14 protein-coding genes are annotated in these 18,769 nt (G+C 74.0%); 6 read left to right on the top strand and 8 right to left on the bottom strand.

Going from position 1 to position 18,769, the window contains the following annotated elements; genetic code table 11:
- Positions 1–444 (top strand): amino acid ABC transporter ATP-binding protein (locus tag BMY40_RS21265; protein ID WP_143071800.1); only part of this gene is annotated, 444 nt, incomplete at its 5' end.
- Positions 445–632: 188 nt separating this feature from the next.
- Entirely contained in the window at positions 633–1,595 is a 963-nt protein-coding gene (locus BMY40_RS21260; protein WP_093662024.1) for a zinc-binding dehydrogenase, read from the top strand.
- Positions 1,596–1,653: 58 nt separating this feature from the next.
- On the opposite strand, the gene BMY40_RS21255 is transcribed toward BMY40_RS21260, so the two are convergent.
- The 7 genes from BMY40_RS21255 to BMY40_RS21225 form a co-directional block, all read right to left on the bottom strand.
- On the bottom strand, positions 1,654–2,802 hold the full coding sequence (locus BMY40_RS21255; protein WP_093662022.1) for a PadR family transcriptional regulator: 1,149 nt from the start codon (positions 2,800–2,802) through the stop codon (positions 1,654–1,656).
- 1 nt (position 2,803) lies between these two features.
- Positions 2,804–3,709, bottom strand: coding sequence for a DUF4097 family beta strand repeat-containing protein (locus BMY40_RS21250; RefSeq protein ID WP_177214085.1), 906 nt, complete (start codon positions 3,707–3,709; stop codon positions 2,804–2,806).
- 112 nt (positions 3,710–3,821) lie between these two features.
- Positions 3,822–3,998, bottom strand: coding sequence for a DUF6104 family protein (locus BMY40_RS28090; RefSeq protein ID WP_093662018.1), 177 nt, complete (start codon positions 3,996–3,998; stop codon positions 3,822–3,824).
- A 135-nt stretch (positions 3,999–4,133) separates the two neighbouring features.
- Positions 4,134–7,949, bottom strand: a complete 3,816-nt coding sequence (locus BMY40_RS21240) for a multifunctional oxoglutarate decarboxylase/oxoglutarate dehydrogenase thiamine pyrophosphate-binding subunit/dihydrolipoyllysine-residue succinyltransferase subunit (RefSeq protein ID WP_093662016.1) — start codon at positions 7,947–7,949, stop codon at positions 4,134–4,136.
- 233 nt (positions 7,950–8,182) lie between these two features.
- Positions 8,183–9,283 (bottom strand): HAMP domain-containing sensor histidine kinase, encoded by a 1,101-nt coding sequence (locus BMY40_RS21235; protein ID WP_425443149.1) that lies wholly within the window; start codon positions 9,281–9,283, stop codon positions 8,183–8,185.
- On the bottom strand, positions 9,274–10,041 hold the full coding sequence (locus BMY40_RS21230; RefSeq protein WP_093662012.1) for a response regulator transcription factor: 768 nt from the start codon (positions 10,039–10,041) through the stop codon (positions 9,274–9,276). Before BMY40_RS21230 ends, BMY40_RS21235 begins: the two co-directional genes overlap by 10 nt.
- Before the next feature lie 58 nt (positions 10,042–10,099).
- Positions 10,100–10,864: a spermidine synthase family protein gene (locus BMY40_RS21225; RefSeq protein WP_245770222.1), complete on the bottom strand. Its 765-nt coding sequence runs from the start codon at positions 10,862–10,864 to the stop codon at positions 10,100–10,102.
- Positions 10,865–11,022: 158 nt separating this feature from the next.
- On the opposite strand from BMY40_RS21225, the gene lon reads away from it, so the two are divergent.
- Positions 11,023–13,476, top strand: a complete 2,454-nt coding sequence (gene lon / locus BMY40_RS21220) for an endopeptidase La (protein WP_093662011.1) — start codon at positions 11,023–11,025, stop codon at positions 13,474–13,476.
- A 166-nt stretch (positions 13,477–13,642) separates the two neighbouring features.
- On the opposite strand, the gene BMY40_RS21215 is transcribed toward lon, so the two are convergent.
- Positions 13,643–14,440, bottom strand: coding sequence for a hypothetical protein (locus BMY40_RS21215; RefSeq protein WP_093662009.1), 798 nt, complete (start codon positions 14,438–14,440; stop codon positions 13,643–13,645).
- Between the two features lie 486 nt (positions 14,441–14,926).
- Between BMY40_RS21215 and BMY40_RS21210 the strand changes: the two genes are divergently transcribed.
- Genes BMY40_RS21210 through BMY40_RS21200 form a run of 3 tightly spaced genes read left to right on the top strand, consistent with a single transcriptional unit; the run spans position 14,927 to position 18,683 of the window.
- Positions 14,927–17,737 carry a sensor histidine kinase gene (locus BMY40_RS21210; RefSeq protein ID WP_143071799.1) on the top strand — a complete coding sequence of 937 codons (2,811 nt, stop codon included), beginning with the start codon at positions 14,927–14,929 and terminating at the stop codon, positions 17,735–17,737.
- Entirely contained in the window at positions 17,734–18,297 is a 564-nt protein-coding gene (locus BMY40_RS21205) for a roadblock/LC7 domain-containing protein (protein ID WP_093662005.1), read from the top strand. Before BMY40_RS21210 ends, BMY40_RS21205 begins: the two co-directional genes overlap by 4 nt.
- Positions 18,294–18,683 (top strand): DUF742 domain-containing protein, encoded by a 390-nt coding sequence (locus tag BMY40_RS21200; RefSeq protein WP_093662003.1) that lies wholly within the window; start codon positions 18,294–18,296, stop codon positions 18,681–18,683. The genes BMY40_RS21205 and BMY40_RS21200 overlap by 4 nt, the downstream gene beginning before the upstream one ends.
- Positions 18,684–18,769: the final 86 nt, after the last annotated feature.

The raw sequence follows: 18,769 nt of genomic DNA, 5'->3' as shown, positions 1-18,769 counted from the left end.
GCGGTGGAGAACGTCATGGAGGCGCCCGTCCAGGTCAAGGGCGAGTCCAGGGCGGCGGCCCGGGAGCGGGCCCTGAAGCTGCTGGACCGCGTCGGACTGGGCAACCGGACCGGCAACTACCCCTCCCAGCTCTCCGGCGGCCAGCAGCAGCGCGTGGCCATCGCCCGCGCGCTGGCGATGGAGCCCAAGCTGATGCTCTTCGACGAGCCCACCTCCGCGCTCGACCCGGAGCTGGTCGGCGAGGTGCTGGACGTCATGCGCGGGCTGGCCGAGGACGGCATGACGATGATCGTCGTCACCCACGAGATGGGCTTCGCCCGGGAGGTCGGCGACTCGCTGGTCTTCATGGACGACGGCGTGGTCGTCGAGTCGGGCCACCCGCGCGACGTGCTGACCGATCCGCAGCACGAGCGGACGAAGGCGTTCCTGTCGAAGGTCCTCTGAGACACGGCCGCCGTCGCGGGGCGGTGCGGACCCCGGCCCGGGGTCCGCACCGCCCCGCGCCTTTCCGGTGTCCTCCGGCGGGTGCCTTCCGGCGCCGGTCCGGCGTCCGGCCGCCCTGCGCGGCCAGCGGCGCGTGTCACACCGCCGCCCGGTTCCGCGAAGGCCCGGCGCGGCCTAGGGTTCTGATCATGTTTGCTGCCTATGCCGCGCGCATCGACCGAGACAAGCCGCTGAACGGACTCGAGTTGGGCGAGCGTCCTGAGCCGGACGTTCCGCTCGGCTGGACGACCATCGACGTCAAGGCGGCGTCCCTCAACCACCACGACCTGTGGTCCCTGCGCGGCGTCGGCCTGGGCGAGGAGTCGCTGCCGATGATCCTCGGCTGCGACGCGGCCGGGGTGGACGCCGACGGCAACGAGGTCGTGCTCTACTCCGTCATCGGCGCGACCGGACACGGGGTCGGGCCGCGCGAGCGGCCCTCGATCCTGACCGAGAAGTACCAGGGCACCTTCGCCGAGCGGGTCGCCGTACCGCAGTGGAACGTCCTGCCCAAGCCGAAGGAGCTCTCCTTCGAGGAGGCGGCCTGCCTGCCGACGGCGTGGCTGACCGCGTACCGGATGCTCTTCACCAACGCCGAGGTGCGTCCCGGGGACTCCGTCCTGGTGCAGGGCGCGGGCGGGGGCGTCGCCACGGCGGCCATCGTGCTGGGCGCCGCGGCGGGCCTGCGGGTCTTCGCCACCAGCCGCGACGAGACCAAGCGCAGGCGGGCCGAGGAACTGGGCGCCGAGGCGGCCTTCGAGAGCGGCGCGCGGCTGCCGCACCGGATGGACGCGGTGATCGAGACGGTGGGGGCCGCCACCTGGTCCCACTCGGTGAAGTCCCTCAAGCCCGGCGGCAGGCTGGTCATCTCGGGCGCCACCAGCGGCCCGAACCCGCCGGCCACCGAGCTGAACCGGATCTTCTTCCTGGAGCTGAAGGTCGTCGGCTCCACGATGGGCTCCAAGGAGGAGCTGGCCGGGCTGCTGAACTTCTGCGCGGCCAAGGGCGTCCGCCCGGTGATCGACTCCACGCTCCCGCTGGACCGGGCCCGCGAGGGCTTCGAGAAGATGGCGACGGGCGACCTCTTCGGCAAGATCGTCCTGACGGTCTGACGGCGCGGTGGCCCGCCTCCCCTCCGGAGCGAGGGGAGGCGGGCCACCGCGCGTGCCCCTACGCTCCCGTGGCGTCCGGACCGTCCGGGCCGCCGGAGCCGGGCGACCGCAGCAGGGAGACGATGTGGGCCGCCGCCGTCGACAGATGGCGGCGGGCCTCGCGCAGCTGCTCCTCGCCCACCCCGTGGTCGCGGGCCGCGTCCCGCACGTCGTCGCGGAACCGGTCCAGCAGCCGCTCCAGATCGCGCCGGGGGTCGCCGGACGGTGCGGCGGGCTCCTCGGCCCACTCCGGGACCGGCGCCTGTGCCGTGCCCGCCCGGTCGTCCGGTCCCGCGTGCTCCGGCCCCGTGTGCCGCGCCCGGGGCGTGCTCCGGCCGCCGGTGCCGCCCGGGTCGCCCAGCCCGCTCAGGCCTCCCAGACCGCCCAGGTGCCTGCCCAGCTCCGACATGCCCGCGCGTACAGCGCCCTGCCAGTCGCCCTGCCGGGCGTGCGACTGCACCTGCTCCTGGACCTGGCGGGCGATCCGCTCGGCCTCCTGAAGGGCGGCGTCCCGCGCCTGGCGGGCCCTGCGCGCCTGGAGCCTGGCCTGCTGGGCTTCCTGGCGGGCGCGGCGGGCCTGCTCCTTCCACTGCTCACCGGCCCGGCGCATCTCCTCGCGCGCGGCCCGCAGCGCCTCCTTGTCGCCCCAGGCCCCCTCCCACGCGCCCTCCCAGGCCTTCTCCCGGCCGGGCCCGGACGCACCGCCGCCCTCGGCACCCTCGGAGCCCTTGGGACCCCCGGCCTCCGCGGTGTCCTCGGCGTCCGGGGCCCGGCCGGCGCCGCGGGCCCGCTCGGCCGCCTCGCGCATCTCGCGGCGCAGGTCGCCGGCCGCGCCGCTGACGTCCTCGCGGATGTCGGCGGCCAGGGCCGCCAGCGACTGGTGGATCTCCAGCTCCAGCTCGGTCAGCTCGCCCTGCCTGTCGGCGAGCTCGGCGCGGCCGGCGTCGGTGAGCGAGTAGACCTTGCGGCCGCCCTCGGTGGTGTGGCTGACCAGGCCCTCGGCCTCCAGCTTGGCCAGCCGCGGGTAGACGGTGCCGGCCGAGGGCGCGTACAGCCCCTGGAAGCGCTCCTCCAGCAGCCGGATCACCTCGTAGCCGTGGCGCGGCGCCTCGTCGAGCAGCTTCAGCAGGTACAGGCGCAGTCGGCCGTGGGCGAAGACGGGGGGCATGTCACACGTCCTTACGGGGGGAGGGCTCGGCCGGCGCGGGCGCGCCGCCGGCCGGACAGGGGTCGCCGGCCTCCTCGCCGGCTTCCGGCTCCGGGCGCCGCAGCAGGGCGATCGAGCCGGAGACGGTGGTGGCCCGCAGCAGTCCGTCGCCCGTGCCCAGGGTGCCGGTGACACGCCTGGCACCCCACTGCCCGGAGATCCGCAGATCCTCGAAGGCGCAGGAGACCGAGCCCCCGGCGGTGCCCGCCTCCACGGCGGCGTCGGCCGGCTCGGGCAGCCGCAGGGCTATCCCGCCCGACACGGAACTCAGCCGGACGTCGGTGCGCCGCCGCTCCCGGGCCGGGGCCAGGTCGACCACCATGTCGCCGCTGACCGAGTCGGCCCGCACCGGCGAGCCGCCGCCGTCGATGACCGTCAGATCGCCGGAGACGGAACTGAAGCGCAGGCCCCCCGTCACGCCCTGCGCCTGGACACCGCCGGAGACCGTGTCGGCCCGTACGTCGCCGCGCAGGCCCACCAGCGTGATGCCGCCGGTGATCCCGCGCACCTCGGTGCGTCCCTCGATGCCGGTGACCACCGCGTCGGCCCCGACCACGCCGACCTCGACCCGGACGCCGGCGGGCACGGCGAGCGACACGTCCGCGCTGTGCCGCCACGCCTCGCGGTCCAGGAGGGTGAGGAAGCCCTTCCAGGGCAGGTCGTCGTAGGCGACCGTGAGCGTGCCGTCCTCCAGGCGGACGGTCAGCGGGGGCCCGGTCACGGCCCCGACCTCCAGTCTGGCGGGCGGGGCGTCGGCGCCGACGACGTTCACCGCGCCGCCCACGACGCGCACCCGCAGGGTGTGGACGTCCTCCTCGAAGACGAGCCCGCACGGCGCGTCCACGGACCACTCGGACCGGCCTGGCACGGCGGCCTCCCCTGAATCGGCGTACGACGACATATCGCGTCTCTGTGAAGACACGATATATCGCGGTGCCGGGAAGTCAAGGAGAGCGCACGGCCGCGGGCGCCGCCCGCCGTCACTCGTCCTCGTCGTCCAGGCGTGCCAGCCAGGTCGCCAGCCGCTCGACGGGCACCTCGAAGTCCGGGTTGAGGTCGACGAAGGTCCGCAGCTGCTCGGCGAGCCACTCGAAGGTGACCTCCTCCTCGCCGCGCCGCTGCGCCAGCTCCTCGATACCGCGGTCGGTGAAGTACATGGATATCTCCCTGTCCGGGCCTGATGGTGTGCGTCGGTACCACGGGCGTGGGGCCCGCACCGTCGACGTGACGGTGCGGGCCCCACGGGGTCTGCGGACGGCGGCGGGCCGCCCTCGGCCTCCGGGCCGCGGGCCTCAGAGGTCGAAGACCTCGTTGACCAGCTGCTGCTGCTCGGCCTGGTGGCGCTTGGCGGAGCCCACCGCCGGGGAGGAGGACGACGGACGCGAGACCCGGCGCAGCCGGTCCGCGTTCGGGGCCTTCCCCGAGCCGATGAACAGGTCGAGGTGGTCCACCAGGTTGAGCGCGATGAACGGCCACGCACCCTGGTTCGCCGGCTCCTCCTGCGCCCACACGATCGTCGAGGCACCGGAGTAGCGGGCCATCTCGGCCTGGATCTCCTTGCTGGGCAGCGGGTACAGCCGCTCCAGCCGGATGATCGCGGTGTCGGTCGCGCCCCGCTTGCTCCGCTCGGCGGCGAGGTCGTAGTAGACCTTGCCGGAGCAGAAGACGACCTTGCGCACCTGTGCCGGGTCCGCCGAGGCGTCGCCGATCACCGGGCGGAAGCCGCCGGAGGTGAACTCCGCCGCCTTCGAGGTCGCCGCCTTGAGCCGGAGCATCGACTTCGGGGTGAAGACGACCAGCGGCTTGTGGTGCGGGTTGTGCACCTGCCAGCGCAGCAGGTGGAAGTAGTTCGACGGCAGGGTCGGCATCGCGACCGTCATGCTGTTCTGGGCGCACAGCTGGAGGAAGCGCTCGATCCGGGCCGAGGAGTGGTCCGGGCCCTGGCCCTCGTAGCCGTGCGGCAGCAGCAGCGTGACGCCGGAGGTCTGGCCCCACTTCTGCTCGGCCGAGGAGATGAACTCGTCCACGACCGTCTGCGCGCCGTTGACGAAGTCGCCGAACTGCGCCTCCCACATCACCAGCGCCTCGGGGCGGGCCAGGGAGTAGCCGTACTCGAAACCCATCGCCGCGTACTCGCTCAGCAGCGAGTCGTAGACGTTGAAGCGGGCCTGGTCCTCGGACAGGTACAGCAGCGGGGTGTAGTCCTCGCCGGTCTCCCGGTCCACCAGCACCGCGTGGCGCTGGCCGAAGGTGCCGCGGCGGGAGTCCTGGCCGGCCAGCCGGACGGGGGTGCCCTCCATCAGCAGCGAGCCGACGGCGAGCGTCTCGCCCATCGCCCAGTCGATCCTGTCCTCCTCCACCATCGCCGCGCGGCGCTGGAGCTGCGGCAGCAGCCTGGGGTGGACGGTGATCCGCTCGGGGATGTTGACCTGGGACTCGGCGATCCGCTTGAGGACCTCCGCGCTGACGCCGGTGTCCACCGCGACCGGGAACTCCGCCTGCGGGACCGGCACCTCCGCCGGGGCCGGCTGGCTGGTGGCGTCGCGGACCTCGGTGAAGACCTTCTCCAGCTGCCCCTGGAAGTCCTGGAGCGCCTGCTCGGCCTCCTCCAGCGTGATGTCGCCCCGGCCGATCAGCGACTCGGTGTAGAGCTTGCGCACCGAGCGCTTCTTGTCGATCAGGTTGTACATCACCGGCTGGGTGAAGTGCGGGTTGTCGGCCTCGTTGTGACCGCGGCGGCGGTAGCAGATGAGGTCGATCACCACGTCCTTGTTGAACGCCTGGCGGAACTCGAAGGCCAGCCGCGCCACGCGGACGCAGGCCTCCGGGTCGTCGCCGTTGACGTGGAAGACCGGCGCCTCGATCATCCGCGCCACGTCCGTGGCGTACATCGAGGAGCGCGCCGACTCCGGCGGGGCGGTGAAGCCGACCTGGTTGTTGATGACCACGTGCACGGTGCCGCCGGTGCGGTAGCCGCGCAGCTGCGACATGTTCAGCGTCTCGGCCACAACGCCCTGGCCCGCGAAGGCCGCGTCGCCGTGGAGCTGGACGGGCAGGACGGTGAAGTCCGTGCCGCCCTTGCCGATGATGTCCTGCTTGGCGCGGGCCACGCCCTCCACGACCGGGTCCACGGCCTCCAGGTGGGAGGGGTTGGCGGTGAGGGAGACCTTGATCTCCTCGCCGTCCAGGCCGGTGAAGGTGCCCTCGGCGCCCAGGTGGTACTTCACGTCGCCGGAGCCGTGCATCGACTTCGGGTCGAGGTTGCCCTCGAACTCGCGGAAGATCTGGGCGTAGGACTTGCCCACGATGTTGGCCAGCACGTTGAGGCGGCCGCGGTGGGCCATGCCGATGACGACCTCGTCCAGACGCGCCTCGGCGGCGGCGTCGAGCACGGCGTCCAGCAGCGGGATGACGGACTCGCCGCCCTCCAGCGAGAAGCGCTTCTGGCCCACGTACTTGGTCTGCAGGAAGACCTCGAACGCCTCGGCGGCGTTGAGCCTGCGCAGGATGCGCAGCTGCTCGTCGCGCTCCAGCGAGGAGTGCGGGCGCTCGACGCGGTCCTGGATCCACTTGCGCTGCTTGGGGTCCTGGATGTGCATGTACTCGATGCCGGTGGTGCGGCAGTACGAGTCGCGCAGCACGCCCAGGATGTCGCGCAGCTTCATCAGGGACTTGCCGGCGAAGCCGCCGACCGCGAACTCCCGCTCCAGGTCCCACAGGGTGAGGCCGTGCTCGGTGATGTCCAGGTCGGGGTGCTTGCGCTGCTTGTACTCCAGCGGGTCGGTGTCGGCCATGACGTGGCCGCGGACCCGGTAGGAGTGGATCAGGTCGAAGACGCGGGCGGCCTTGGTGACGTCGTCGTCGTGGGAGACGTCGATGTCGCGCAGCCAGCGCACCGGCTCGTAGGGGATGCGCAGCGCCTCGAAGATCTCGTCGTAGAAGCCGTTCTCGCCGAGCAGCAGCTGGTGCATGATCCGCAGGAACTCGCCGGAGGCGGCGCCCTGGATCACACGGTGGTCGTAGGTGCTGGTCAGCGTCATGACCTTGGAGACGCCCAGCTTGTTCAGGGTGTCCTGCGAGGTGCCCTGGAACTCCGCCGGGTACTCCATGGCGCCGACGCCGATGATCAGGCCCTGGCCGGGCATCAGGCGCGGCACCGAGTGGACGGTGCCGATGCCGCCGGGGTTGGTCAGCGACGCGGTGACGCCGGAGAAGTCCTCCATCGTCAGCTTGTTGTTCCGGGCGCGGCGCACGATGTCCTCGTAGGCCTGCCAGAACTCGAAGAAGGTCAGCGTCTCGGCCTTCTTGATGGCGGCCACCACGAGCTGGCGGTCGCCGTTGGGCTTCACCAGGTCGATGGCCAGGCCGAGGTTGACGTGGTCGGGCTTGACCAGCGTCGGCTTGCCGTCCTTCTCGGTGTACGACCAGTTCATCGACGGCATCGCCTTGAGCGCCTGCACCATGGCGTAGCCGATGAGGTGCGTGAAGGACACCTTGCCGCCGCGGGCGCGCTTGAGGTGGTTGTTGATGACGATGCGGTTGTCGATGAGCAGCTTCACCGGGATCGCGCGCACCGACGTGGCGGTGGGCAGCTCCAGCGAGGCGTTCATGTTCCGGGCGACCGCGGCGGCCGGGCCGCGCAGCGGCACGTACTCCGGGCCGGCCGCCTGGCCGTCACCGGTCCCGGCGGGCTCGCTCTTCGCGGGAGCGGCCTTGCCGGCGGGCTCGCCCTTCGCAGGGGCGGCCTTGGCGGGCTCGCTCCTGGGAGGGGCGGCCTTGGCCGCGGGCTCGGCGGGCTCGGCGGTCCTGCCCGCGGGGGTCTTCGCGGCGGGCGCCGTCTGCCGCGGCTGGGGGGCCTGTGACGCCTGGGGCTCACCCGCCGGCTTCGACGCGCTGGGGGCCGCGGCTCCTCCGGCGGCCTGTCCCGGCTTGTAGTCGGCGAAGAAGTCCCACCAGGCCCGGTCTACGGAGTTCGGGTCCTGGAGGTACTGCTGGTAGATCTCGTCGACGAGCCACTCGTTGGCACCGAAACCGGCGGCAGGACTCTTTCCCTGCCCGTCCTGCTCGGTCCTGGGGGAACTCGAAGTCTTGGGGGCCTGTGGCGACACGGCGGCAACCGCCCTCTTCCGCTTACCTGTGTGGGTGGACAGCAGAAATAAAGGCTACGCCCCCTGCACCGTTCGGTGCAGTCGGCATGGTGTTTGCGTCGTCTAAGTCACATCCACGGGCGCGTTTCGGCGCTTTCCTGAGCGGGAAACGAACATGGTTCGACCGCTTCTGGGAAGGGGCGCCCCAGGGAGTGGCCCCTGCCTCGCTCCCTCACCTCGCGGCTGTTCCGAGCCTACGTCAACTCAAGTTTGGACGTATCGCCGGGAAGGGTGACACGAATCCGGCAGCCGCGCGGGGACTCGGCCACCCCGATCCGCCCGCCGTGCAGATCCACCGCCCAGCGCGCGATGGCCAGCCCCAGCCCCGTGCCGCCGTCGCCGCCCTCGGCCGAGGCGGAGCGGCCGAAGCGCTCGAAGACCCTCTCGCGGTCCGCCTCCGGAATGCCCGGGCCCTCGTCCAGCACCTCCAGCTCCAGGCTCAGCGGCGCCCGGCCGGGCCGTGCCCGCACCGTCACCCGGCCGTGGGGCGGGCTGTGCTTGACGGCGTTGTCGATCAGGTTGGCGACCACCTGGTGCAGCCGCTCGGTGTCGGCGTACGCGACCATGTCCGAGGGGGTCACGTCCAGGTGGAGGTGGACGTCGGTGCGGGAGTGTCCCTGACCCTTGGTCATGTTGGCCTCCTTGAGCACGCCCGCCAGGTAGGGCCACACCTCGAAGCGGCGGGAGTGCAGCGGCACCACGCCGTTGTCGAGCCTGGACAGGTCCAGCAGGTGCTCCACCAGGCGGCCCAGGCGCTCGGTCTGCCGCAGCGCGATGTCCATCGTCGTCGGATCGGCCTCGGAGACTCCGTCCACCACGTTCTCCAGCACCGCGCGCAGCGCCGCGATCGGGGTGCGCAGCTCGTGCGAGACGTTGGCCACCAGCTCCTTGCGGTGCCGGTCGGCGGCCTCCAGGTCGGCGGCCATGCGGTTGAAGGTCCCGGCCAGCTCGCCCAGCTCGTCGCGGCGGTCGACGCGGACGCGCCGGCTGTAGTCGCCGCGGGCCATCCAGCGCGCGGCGTCCGTCATCTCGTCCAGCGGCGCGGCCAGCCCGTGCGCCACGAACTGGGTGACCACCAGCGAGGCGATCACCGCGAGCAGGGCGATCACCCGCAGCTCGATGGCCGAGTGGACCGCGACGATGGTCAGCAGGGTGGTGATCGCCACCGTGACGATCACCAGCGCGCCCAGCGCGGCCTTCACCGAGCGGAACGGGTCCACGGGGCGCACGCCCTCCCAGAACCGGCTCCACAGGGAACGCCGGCGGCGGCCCGCGCCCGTCACGCTCACGCCCAGTCGGAGGCCGGGGCGGGCGCCTCCAGCGCGTAGCCGACGCCGTGGACGGTGCGTATCCGCTCCGCGCCGATCTTCCGGCGCAGCGCCTTGATGTGGCTGTCGACCGTACGCGTGCCCGAGGCGTCCGCCCAGTCCCACACCTCGGCCAGGAGCTGCTCGCGGGAGAGCACCGCGCGGGGGGAGTTGGCCAGGCAGACCAGCAGGTCGAACTCGGTCGGGGTGAGGTGGACGTCCCTGCCGGAGACCCGCACCCGGCGCTGGGCGTTGTCGATCTCCAGCTCGCCCAGCCGCAGCGTGCCCGAGCGCGGGGAGGCGGCGGCGATCGTGGCCCGCTCCACCCGGCGCAGCAGGACGTGGGCGCGTGCGACCAGCTCCCGCATGGAGAAGGGCTTGGTCATGTAGTCGTCCGCGCCGACCCCCAGGCCGACCAGCATGTCGGTCTCGTCGTCCCGGGCGGTGAGCATCAGCACCGGTACCGGCCGCTGCGCCTGCACCCGGCGGCAGACCTCCAGGCCGTCGAAGCCCGGCAGCATCACGTCCAGTACCAGCAGGTCGGGCTGCCACACCTCGGCCGCCTCCACCGCCGCCGGGCCGTCCCCGGCGGTGCGGACCTGGAAGCCCTCGGCGCGCAGCCGGGCGGCGACCGCCTCGGTGATGGTCGGGTCGTCCTCCACGACCAGGATCCGGCGCTGGGCGCCCGGGGTGGCCGCCGCGGCGGCGGTGCCGCCGTGGGACTGCGTGGTGTTCCTGTGGTCCATACGTCTCGCCCTACCGCTCGGTTTCTCGCTAGAGCGTAAACGGCGCGTGTGCGGTGCGCTACGCCGGTCGGGTGGCGAGGTGGACCACGTCCGGGACGCCTCGGGCGACGGGCACCTCTTCGGTGCGCACCCGTGTGAACCCGGCATTCCGGAGAGCCTCGCCGAAGGCGTGGGACGGCTGCGCGGACCACACGGCCAGCACCCCGCCCGGGGCGAGCCGCCGGGCGCAGGCGGCGAGCCCGGCGGGGGTGTAGAGCGAGCCGTTGTCCTCGGTGACCGTCCAGTCGGGACCGTTGTCGATGTCCAGGCACAGCGCGTCGTACGGTTCCTCGCCGCCGGGCGGGCCCCCGGATCCGCCGCCGGCCAGGTGCGCCAGGAGGTCGGCGCGGACGATCCGCACCCGGGGGTCGGCCAGCGCCCCGGAGGAGATCTCGCCGAGCGGGCCGTCGCGGTGCCAGTCGATCACCGCCTCCTCCCGCTCGACCACGGTGATCCGCGCCCAGCGCGGCTCGGCCGCCGCCTGGGCCAGTGAGAAGCCGACGCCCAGCCCGCCGATCAGCACGGACGGCGAGGGCCGGCCGCCGCCGGCGTCCAGCTCCTCCAGCGCGGCCCGCACCAGCAGGCGCTCGGAGCGGCCGTCGGAGGTGTCCATCAGGAAGCAGCCGTTGGCGATGATCTGGAGCAGCCTCCCGTGCCGCCGCAGGACGACCTCGCCGTGGGGGCCGTCGCGGCGGTCCAGGACGAGGGGGGTGCCGGTCCCGTGGCCGGCCGTCGTCTCGTACGGGGGATACGGGGGCTGCCTGTCGTGCCTGTCGGCCGTCATGCCGCCCATCCTGCCGCCGGCGGGCGGAGCGCACCGGGCGGGCCGTGAAGCGAGGTGATCGCTCGCAGCGAACACGCGGAGGGGAACACCGCGCGTCTCCCGGACATTGAAAGGGCATTGAGTCCTGTCAGCTCAACTTGTCTGCCGAGGGAGAGATCATGGCTCTGTCGCCTGCAACGCTCACCCTGCCCGTGCTGCCGCTCGACGACGAGGTGGTGCTGCCCGGGATGGTGGTGCCGCTGGACCTGTCCGACGCCGAGGTGCGGGCCGCGGTGGAGGCGGCCCAGTCCGCCGTGAGAGACGGCGCGGCCGGCTCCGGCGGTCCCGACGGCGCGGGGGACGGCAGGACCGGCGGCAAGGGGGAGAAGCCGCGGGTCCTGCTCGTGCCGCGCATCGACGGCTCCTACGCGGGCATCGGGGTGCTCGGCCGTGTGGAGCAGGTCGGCCGGCTCGCCGACGGCGACCCCGGCGCCCTGATCCGGGGCGTGAGCCGGGTGCGGATCGGCGCGGGCACCACCGGGCCGGGCGCCGCCCTGTGGGTGGAGGGCACCGAGATCGAGGAGAGCACCCCCGATCCGCTGCCCGGTGCCGTCGCCGAACTCGTCAGGGAGTACAAGGCGCTGGCCACCAGCTGGCTGCGCAGGCGCGGCGCCTGGCAGGTCGTGGACCGCGTCCAGCAGATCGACGACCCCGGGCAGCTCGCCGACAACTCCGGCTACAGCCCGTTCCTGGGATCCGAGCAGCGGGTGAGGCTGCTGGAGACCACCGACCCGGTGGAGCGGCTGAGGCTGGCCGTCACCTGGCTGCGCGACCACCTCGCCGAGCAGGACGTCGCCGAGGCCATCGCCAAGGACGTCCAGGAGGGCGTGGACAGGCAGCAGCGCGAGTTCCTGCTCCGCCGCCAGCTGGAGGCCGTCCGCAGGGAGCTGGCCGAACTGAGCGGGCAACCGGGCGACGAGGGCGACGACTACCGCGCCCGGGTGGAGGCCGCCGACCTGCCGCCGAAGGTCCGCGAGGCCGCCCTGAAGGAGGCCGACCGCCTGGAGCGCGCCCCCGAGCAGAGCCCCGAGAGCGGCTGGATCCGCACCTGGCTGGACACCGTCCTGGAGATGCCGTGGAACGAGCGGACCGAGGACGCCTACGACATCGCCGGCGCCCGCGCCGTCCTGGACGCCGACCACGCCGGCCTGGAGGACGTCAAGGAGCGCATCACCGAGTACCTGGCCGTCCGCAAGCGCCGGGCCGAACGGGGCCTGGGCGTGGTGGGGGGACGCCGGGGCGGCGCGGTGCTGGCCCTGGTCGGACCGCCCGGCGTCGGCAAGACCTCCCTGGGCGAGTCCGTGGCCCGGGCGATGGGGCGGAGGTTCGTCCGCGTCGCGCTCGGCGGGGTGCGCGACGAGGCCGAGATCCGCGGCCACCGCCGCACCTACGTAGGCGCGATGCCGGGCCGGATCGTGCGGGCCGTCAAGGAGGCCGGCTCGATGAACCCGGTCGTGCTGCTCGACGAGATCGACAAGGTCGGCAGCGACTTCCGCGGCGATCCGGCCGCCGCCCTGCTGGAGGTGCTGGACCCCGCGCAGAACCACACCTTCCGCGACCACTACCTGGAGGTCGAACTCGACCTGTCCGACGTGGTGTTCCTGGCCACCGCCAACGTCCTGGAGTCCATCCCGCAGCCCCTGCTGGACCGTATGGAGCTGGTCCGGCTGGACGGCTACACCGAGGACGAGAAGGTCGTCATCGCCCGCGACCACCTGGTGCCCCGCCAGCGCGAGCGCGCCGGGCTGGAGTCCGGCGAGGTGGTGCTGGAGGAGGACGCGCTGCGCAGGCTGGCCGGCGAGTACACCCGCGAGGCGGGGGTGCGCGACCTGGAGCGGTCCGTGGCGCGGCTGCTGCGCAAGGTGGCGGCCCAGCACGAACTGGGCGAACGCGAGCTGCCGTTCACGGTCGGCGCGGACGATCTGCGCGCCCTGATCGGCCGCCCGCACCACACTCCGGAGTCGGCCCAGGGCCCGGCCGAGCGGCGCACCGCCGTCCCCGGCGTGGCCACCGGGCTGGCCGTCACCGGCGCGGGCGGGGACGTCCTCTACGTCGAGGCGTCGCTGGCCGATCCGGAGACGGGCGGCTCCGGCCTGACCCTGACCGGGCAGCTCGGCGAGGTGATGAAGGAGTCCGCGCACATCGCCCTGTCCTACCTGCGCTCACGGGGCGCCGAACTGGAGCTGCCGGTCGGCGACCTGAAGGACCGCGGCGTCCACCTCCACGTCCCGGCGGGCGCGGTGCCCAAGGACGGGCCGAGCGCGGGCGTCACCATGACGACCGCGCTGGCCTCGCTGCTGTCGGGCCGCCAGGTCCGCCCGGACGTGGCGATGACCGGCGAGGTCTCGCTGACCGGCCGCGTCCTGCCGGTCGGCGGGGTGAAGCAGAAGCTGCTGGCCGCCCACCGCGCCGGGATCACCACGGTGGTCATCCCGAAGCGGAACGAGCCGGACCTGGACGACGTGCCCGAGGAGGTGCTGCGGAAGCTGGACGTCCGCCCGGTCTCGGACGTCCGCCAGGTCCTGGAGCTGGCGCTGACCCCCGCGGCGGCGGACCTCCCGGTCGCGGTCTGAGCGGACGGGTTCGTACGGGCGTCCCCGGCCGGCGGGGCCGGGGACGCCCGGGGGCCGTCCAGTGCCGCGTCAGCCGGGGTCCACCCCGCTCGCCGCCCTGGCACGCACACCCCCGGCCTCCGGCCGGGGGAGCCTCGCCACCGGGCAAAACCTGGCTGACGCGACACTAGAACTCCACCAGCACGGCCGTCGCGTCGTCGTGCGCCTTGCCGCGCGGGAAGGCCGTGCCGGCGCGGTCGGCCGACTCGGCGGTGCGCACCCGGCCGATCAGCGACCGGGGCCCCTCCTTGCGGAGCACCGCCATCAGCGCGGTCCAGTCGCCCAGGCGGAAGGTCTCCGTCCAGCGCGTGGCGCCGTCGCTCAGCGCGGCCAGCGCGCGCACCCGTTCGCGGGGCGCCGAGCCCACCACCGCGCGCCCGGCCACCGCCGGATCGGCCGCCGCGGTGAAGAAGCCGCCCTCCGCGTTGCGCAGGGACTCCAGGTACGCGGCCCGCCCGGCCGGGGGCAGCGCCCGCGCGGCGGGCCGCAGCCCGTCCAGCCGGGTGTCGAGGACGGGCGTCACCGAACCGTCCGCGCCCTCCACCAGCAGCGCCGAGTCGGAGAGCACCAGGTGCTCGACGACCGACTCGTCCCAGCGGGCCAGCACCACCGTCGCCTGCGGGGTGCGGACGTGAGAAAGGTCACACCCCGGGCCGTGGGCGGAGGCGGTCCGGCCGATGGCGGAGGCGAGGCACTCCCTGAGCGTCATATCCCGCCGCGAACCGGACAGTTCGAGCAGTGCCCCGCCCAGGCGGGCCACGTACCAGGGCACGTCGTGCGCGCACCCGGTGTCCTCCGGTGGCGGAGTCACGCCGTCCAGCACCACCAGCGCCCCGCCCCTTCCCGCCGCAGGTAGGGCTACCGACGCGTAGTCCTCGTTGGGGACCTGGAGGCTCCCGGGCTCGCTCGCCATCTCGATCCGCATGCGCGCCAGTGTGCCGGAGCGGGCCCGGGAGGGGGCGGGGGAGCGGGAGACAGGTCTGGACCAGTGTCGCGACCTGCTGCTCTTCGCCGGAGTTCTACCGGAATCGTGGTGTCCGTGAAACGGTGGGCGCGAATATTGCCAAAAGGCCGGGCGGATTTCCAACCCCCGGCCGGTGTGTGGCCGAACTGGCCGCGGCATCGGAGTTGTTCGGCAACTCCCCCGTGATGTTCACTCCTTCGGGTGGCCTGGCAGGGGGACCGCCTCCACATCCGCCGCGGCGATGGAAACGTCGGCCGCCGCGGGCAACTGTGAACGGACGGGATACGGTCCCTTGCCGCACACACTGGACTGTCGCGTCCCGGACGGATCCGGGACGGCGGAACGAGATTGCGAGCACGGGTGGGGAAGAAGCGACACCGGAGCAGCCGGCAGGACCGCCAGGACGGCACAGCCTCCACACCGCCCCCCACAGGGCGCAGGGCGCGGGTGCGCAACAGACTCCTCGTCTCCGTGGTCCTGTGCGCGGCCGCCGTACTCGCCGCGGGCGCGCCCTCGGTGGCCACCGCCTCGCGCGATCTGACCGACTCCCAGCGACTGGTCGACCGCGCCGACCTGGGCCGCCGCGCGGTCTCGCTCTCCCACGCCCTGGCCGACGAGCGCGACGCCGTCGTCCGCTACATCGCCGCCGGCCGCACCGGCCGGGACGGCGAGGGGCTCTCCGAACGGGAGCGCGCCCGGGTGGACCGCGGCATCCGGGAGCTGAGCGCCGACGCCCCCGCCGACATACGGCGGCTGCTCGACGCCTTCCCCGACACCCGCCAGCGGGCCGTGGCCGGGGAGAGCGGCGCCGCCGAGACGTACGAGGCTTACACCCAGCTCATCCAGTCCCTCGGCGGCGTCACCGCCGCCACCACCCGCGCCCTGCCCGCACGCGCCGAGAACGCGACGGCCGACGCGCTCCCCGACCTCGGGCGCGCCGTCGAGCAGGCCTCCGCCGCCCGCGGGCTGCTGCTGGCCGCGCTCGCCGGCGAGGGCGAGCAGCCGCGTCTGGCCGCCGCCGCCCAGCAGGCGCACCTGCGCGAGCAGGCCGCCCTCGCCGACTTCGACCAGACCGCGCTCGCCTCCGACCGGGACGCGTACGCCAGGACCGTCACCGGCACCGACGTGACGCTGGCCGAGCGCTACCTGGCCCGCCTCACCGACCAGCCGCGGCTGGACCACCAGGACCGCGCCCTGAACCCCGACCGCGTGGAGTCCGCTCTGACCGCCCGGGTGGACCGCATGCGCAGCATGGAGTCCTCGCTGGCGGCCGCCGAGGTGAAGAGGCTGGAGGGGCTGCGCGACGACGACGTCACCGCGCTGGAGCTGCGTGCCGCCCTGCTCGGGATCTGCCTGCTGCTCGCCGTCGGCATCAGCGTGCAGACCGCCCGCTCGATGGCCCGCCCGCTGGCGGTCCTGCGGCGCGGCGGCGAGCGGGTGGCCGCCGATCCGGTGGGCGAGGAGCCGGTGGTGTACACCGGCCGCAACGACGAGTTCGCAGACGTCGTACGCGCCGTCAACCGCCTGCGGGACACCGCCGCCGAGCTGCACGAGCGCGCCGTCCGGGCCGAGGCCGCGGCGGGTTCCGCGGCGTCCGGCTCCGCGGAGGCCGCCGGGGCGCCGGACGCCGGCCCCGCGCGTGAGGACGGAACCGCCGCAACCGCCGGACTGGCCGCCGAACTCGCCGCCGCGCGCGAGCAGTTGGCCGCGCTGACCGCCGAGCACGAACGGCTGCTGCGCGACCACGAGTCCGCGAAGGCCGCCGCCGGGAGCGAGCCCGAGTCCGCAGCCGGGGCCGCCGGGAGCGAGTCCGAGGGCGAGCGCCCGGAGCGCCGGCAGGGCGCCTCCCACGGCACGTTCGTCCACCTGGGGCTGCGGACGCTGGGGCTGGTGGAGCGGCAGCTCGCCCTGATCGAGTCCATGGAGCACGAGGAGAAGGAGCCGGAGCGGCTCGCGGCTCTCTTCAAACTCGACCACCTGGCGACCCGTATGCGCCGCCACAGCGAGAACCTGCTCCTCCTGGCGGGCTCCGACCACGCCACCGGCCATCGGGAGCCGGTGCCGCTGCTGGACGTGCTGCGCGCCGCGATCAGCGAGATCGAGCGCTACGAGCGGGTGGAGATCGCCGCGCTGCCGCCGCACGCCCAGGTGTCGGGCTCCGCCGCCGACGACATCAGCCACCTGATCGCCGAACTGGTGGACAACGCCACCGCCTTCTCGCCGCCGGACGCCGAGGTGCGGCTGTCGGGCTGGATGCTGGAGAGCGGCGAGATCATGCTCTCCGTCCAGGACGAGGGCATCGGCTCCTCCGCCGAGCGGCTCGCCGAGCTGAACGCCAAGCTGGCCGACGGCGCCTCCGTCGTCCCCGAGGACGGCGACGCGCTGGGCATGGGCCTGTACGTGGTGGCCCGGCTCGCCGCGCGGCACGGGGTGCGGGTGCAGCTGCGCGAGCAGGAGCAGGGCGGCATCACCGCGGTCGCCGTCCTGCCGCGCGCCCTGCTGCCCGACCGCCCGGTGCCCGGGGCCCTCGCGGGGGCCAGGGCCGCCACCGCGGGCACGGCGCAGCCCCTGCCGGGCACGGTCGCCGAGGCCAACGGCAACGCGCTGCCGCCCCGCCCGGACCGCGTGCGCCCGGTGACGGCGGCCGCCGGCGCGGCGGGCACGGACGCGGCGGGGGCGGGAGCGGACGGCGAGGGCGCCGACACCGCCGACGTCACCGATACCGCGCAGATCCCCCGGATCACCGAGGAGACCCCGCCGCCCCCCGGCGGGGGGCACTCCCGGCGTACCCCGGTGGCCGGCGTCACCGACGTCGCGGAGGCCGACGAGGCCGCGGCCGACCCCGCGCGCGACGCCCTGGTCCGGGCCGCGGGCCCGTACTACGTCGAGCCCGAGGACCCCCGTGAGCACAGCCGGGCCCGGGACGAGGCGCCGGCGCCCGGACCCACCCCGGCCTCCGCTCCGGAGGACGGGACCTCCCCCGCCCCGCGGACCGTCACCGCCAAGGGGCTCCCCAAGCGCACACCGCAGACCGTGGAGACCGCGGCCGACATCCCCCGCCCCCGTACGGGCGGGCTGAAGGCCGAGGAACTGCGCAGGCGGCTCGGCGGCTTCCAGCAGGGGGCCCGGGACGGCCAGCGCGACGCGGAGGCGCAGATCGCCGCCGAGCAGGTCGCCGCCGGCCGCAGCGACGGCCCGGCGGAAGACCGCGCGGAGGCGACGGACACGGGTGGCACTGTCGAGGAGGCACGCAAGTGAACGCGCCCACCACCGCACACACGCCCAGCAGGCAGGCACGCAACCTGCGCTGGCTGCTGTCCAACCTGGTCGACGAGGTCCCCGGCGTACGGTCCGTCGCCGTGGTGTCCTCCGACGGCCTGCTCCTGCTCTCCTCCGAACCGGGCAGAACCGCCGGAGACGCCGGTCCCGGCGGCGGACCGGACCGCGAGGAGCGCGGTGAGGGAGAGAACGCGGACGGCGCCGCCCCGCGCCGGGAGCCCGGAGGGCGGCCGGAGCGCGGCCCCAGGGACGCCGGTGCCGACCTGGCCACCATCGTCTCCGGTCTCGGCTCCCTCACCCAGGGCGCGTCGAAGCTGATGGACGCCGGGCCCGTCAAGCAGACCATGGTCGCGATGGACGAGGGCAGCCTGTTCGTGATGTCCATCAGCGACGGCTCGCTGCTCGGCGTCCACGCCGCGCCCGACTGCGACATGAGCGTCGTCGCGTACCACATGGCCCTCTTCGTCGGCCGGGCCGGACACGTCCTCACCCCCGAACTCCGCACCGAACTGCGCACGTCGATGGAGCTGGACCAGTGACCTCCCACAGCCCGCTGCCCGTACGCAAACCCGCGCGCGTGCGCCCCTACTCCCTGACCGGAGGCCGCACCCGCTTCGGGCACGTCCTGCTGGTGGAGACCCTCGTGGCCGCCATCGAGGCCCCCGAAGCGCGCCTGGAGCTGACCTCCGGCGGGCTGCGCGACCGCGTGATGCCCGAGATGCGGGCCATCGTCGAGCTGTGCCGCAGGATGCGCTCGGTCGCCGAGATCGCCGCCCGGCTGCGGATGCCGCTGGGCGTGGTGCGCGTACTGCTCAGCGACCTCGCCGACCAGGGGCGCATCCGGGTCTACGGCACCGGCTACGACAACGACCGCCCCGACCGCGCACTGCTGGAGAGGGTGCTGGGTGGACTCCGCAGGCTCTGACGGGCCACCCCGCACCCCGCCCGGCACCGTGCGGGGCACCGCGGCGCGGACGACCGGCCGGCACACCGGCACAGGCCCCGGCACCG

Source organism: Streptomyces radiopugnans (assembly GCF_900110735.1).
GTDB classification, from domain to species: Bacteria; Actinomycetota; Actinomycetes; order Streptomycetales; family Streptomycetaceae; genus Streptomyces; species Streptomyces radiopugnans.
Note: the sequence above shows the minus strand (reverse complement) of the source record. Positions and strands in the feature narration are given on the sequence as shown.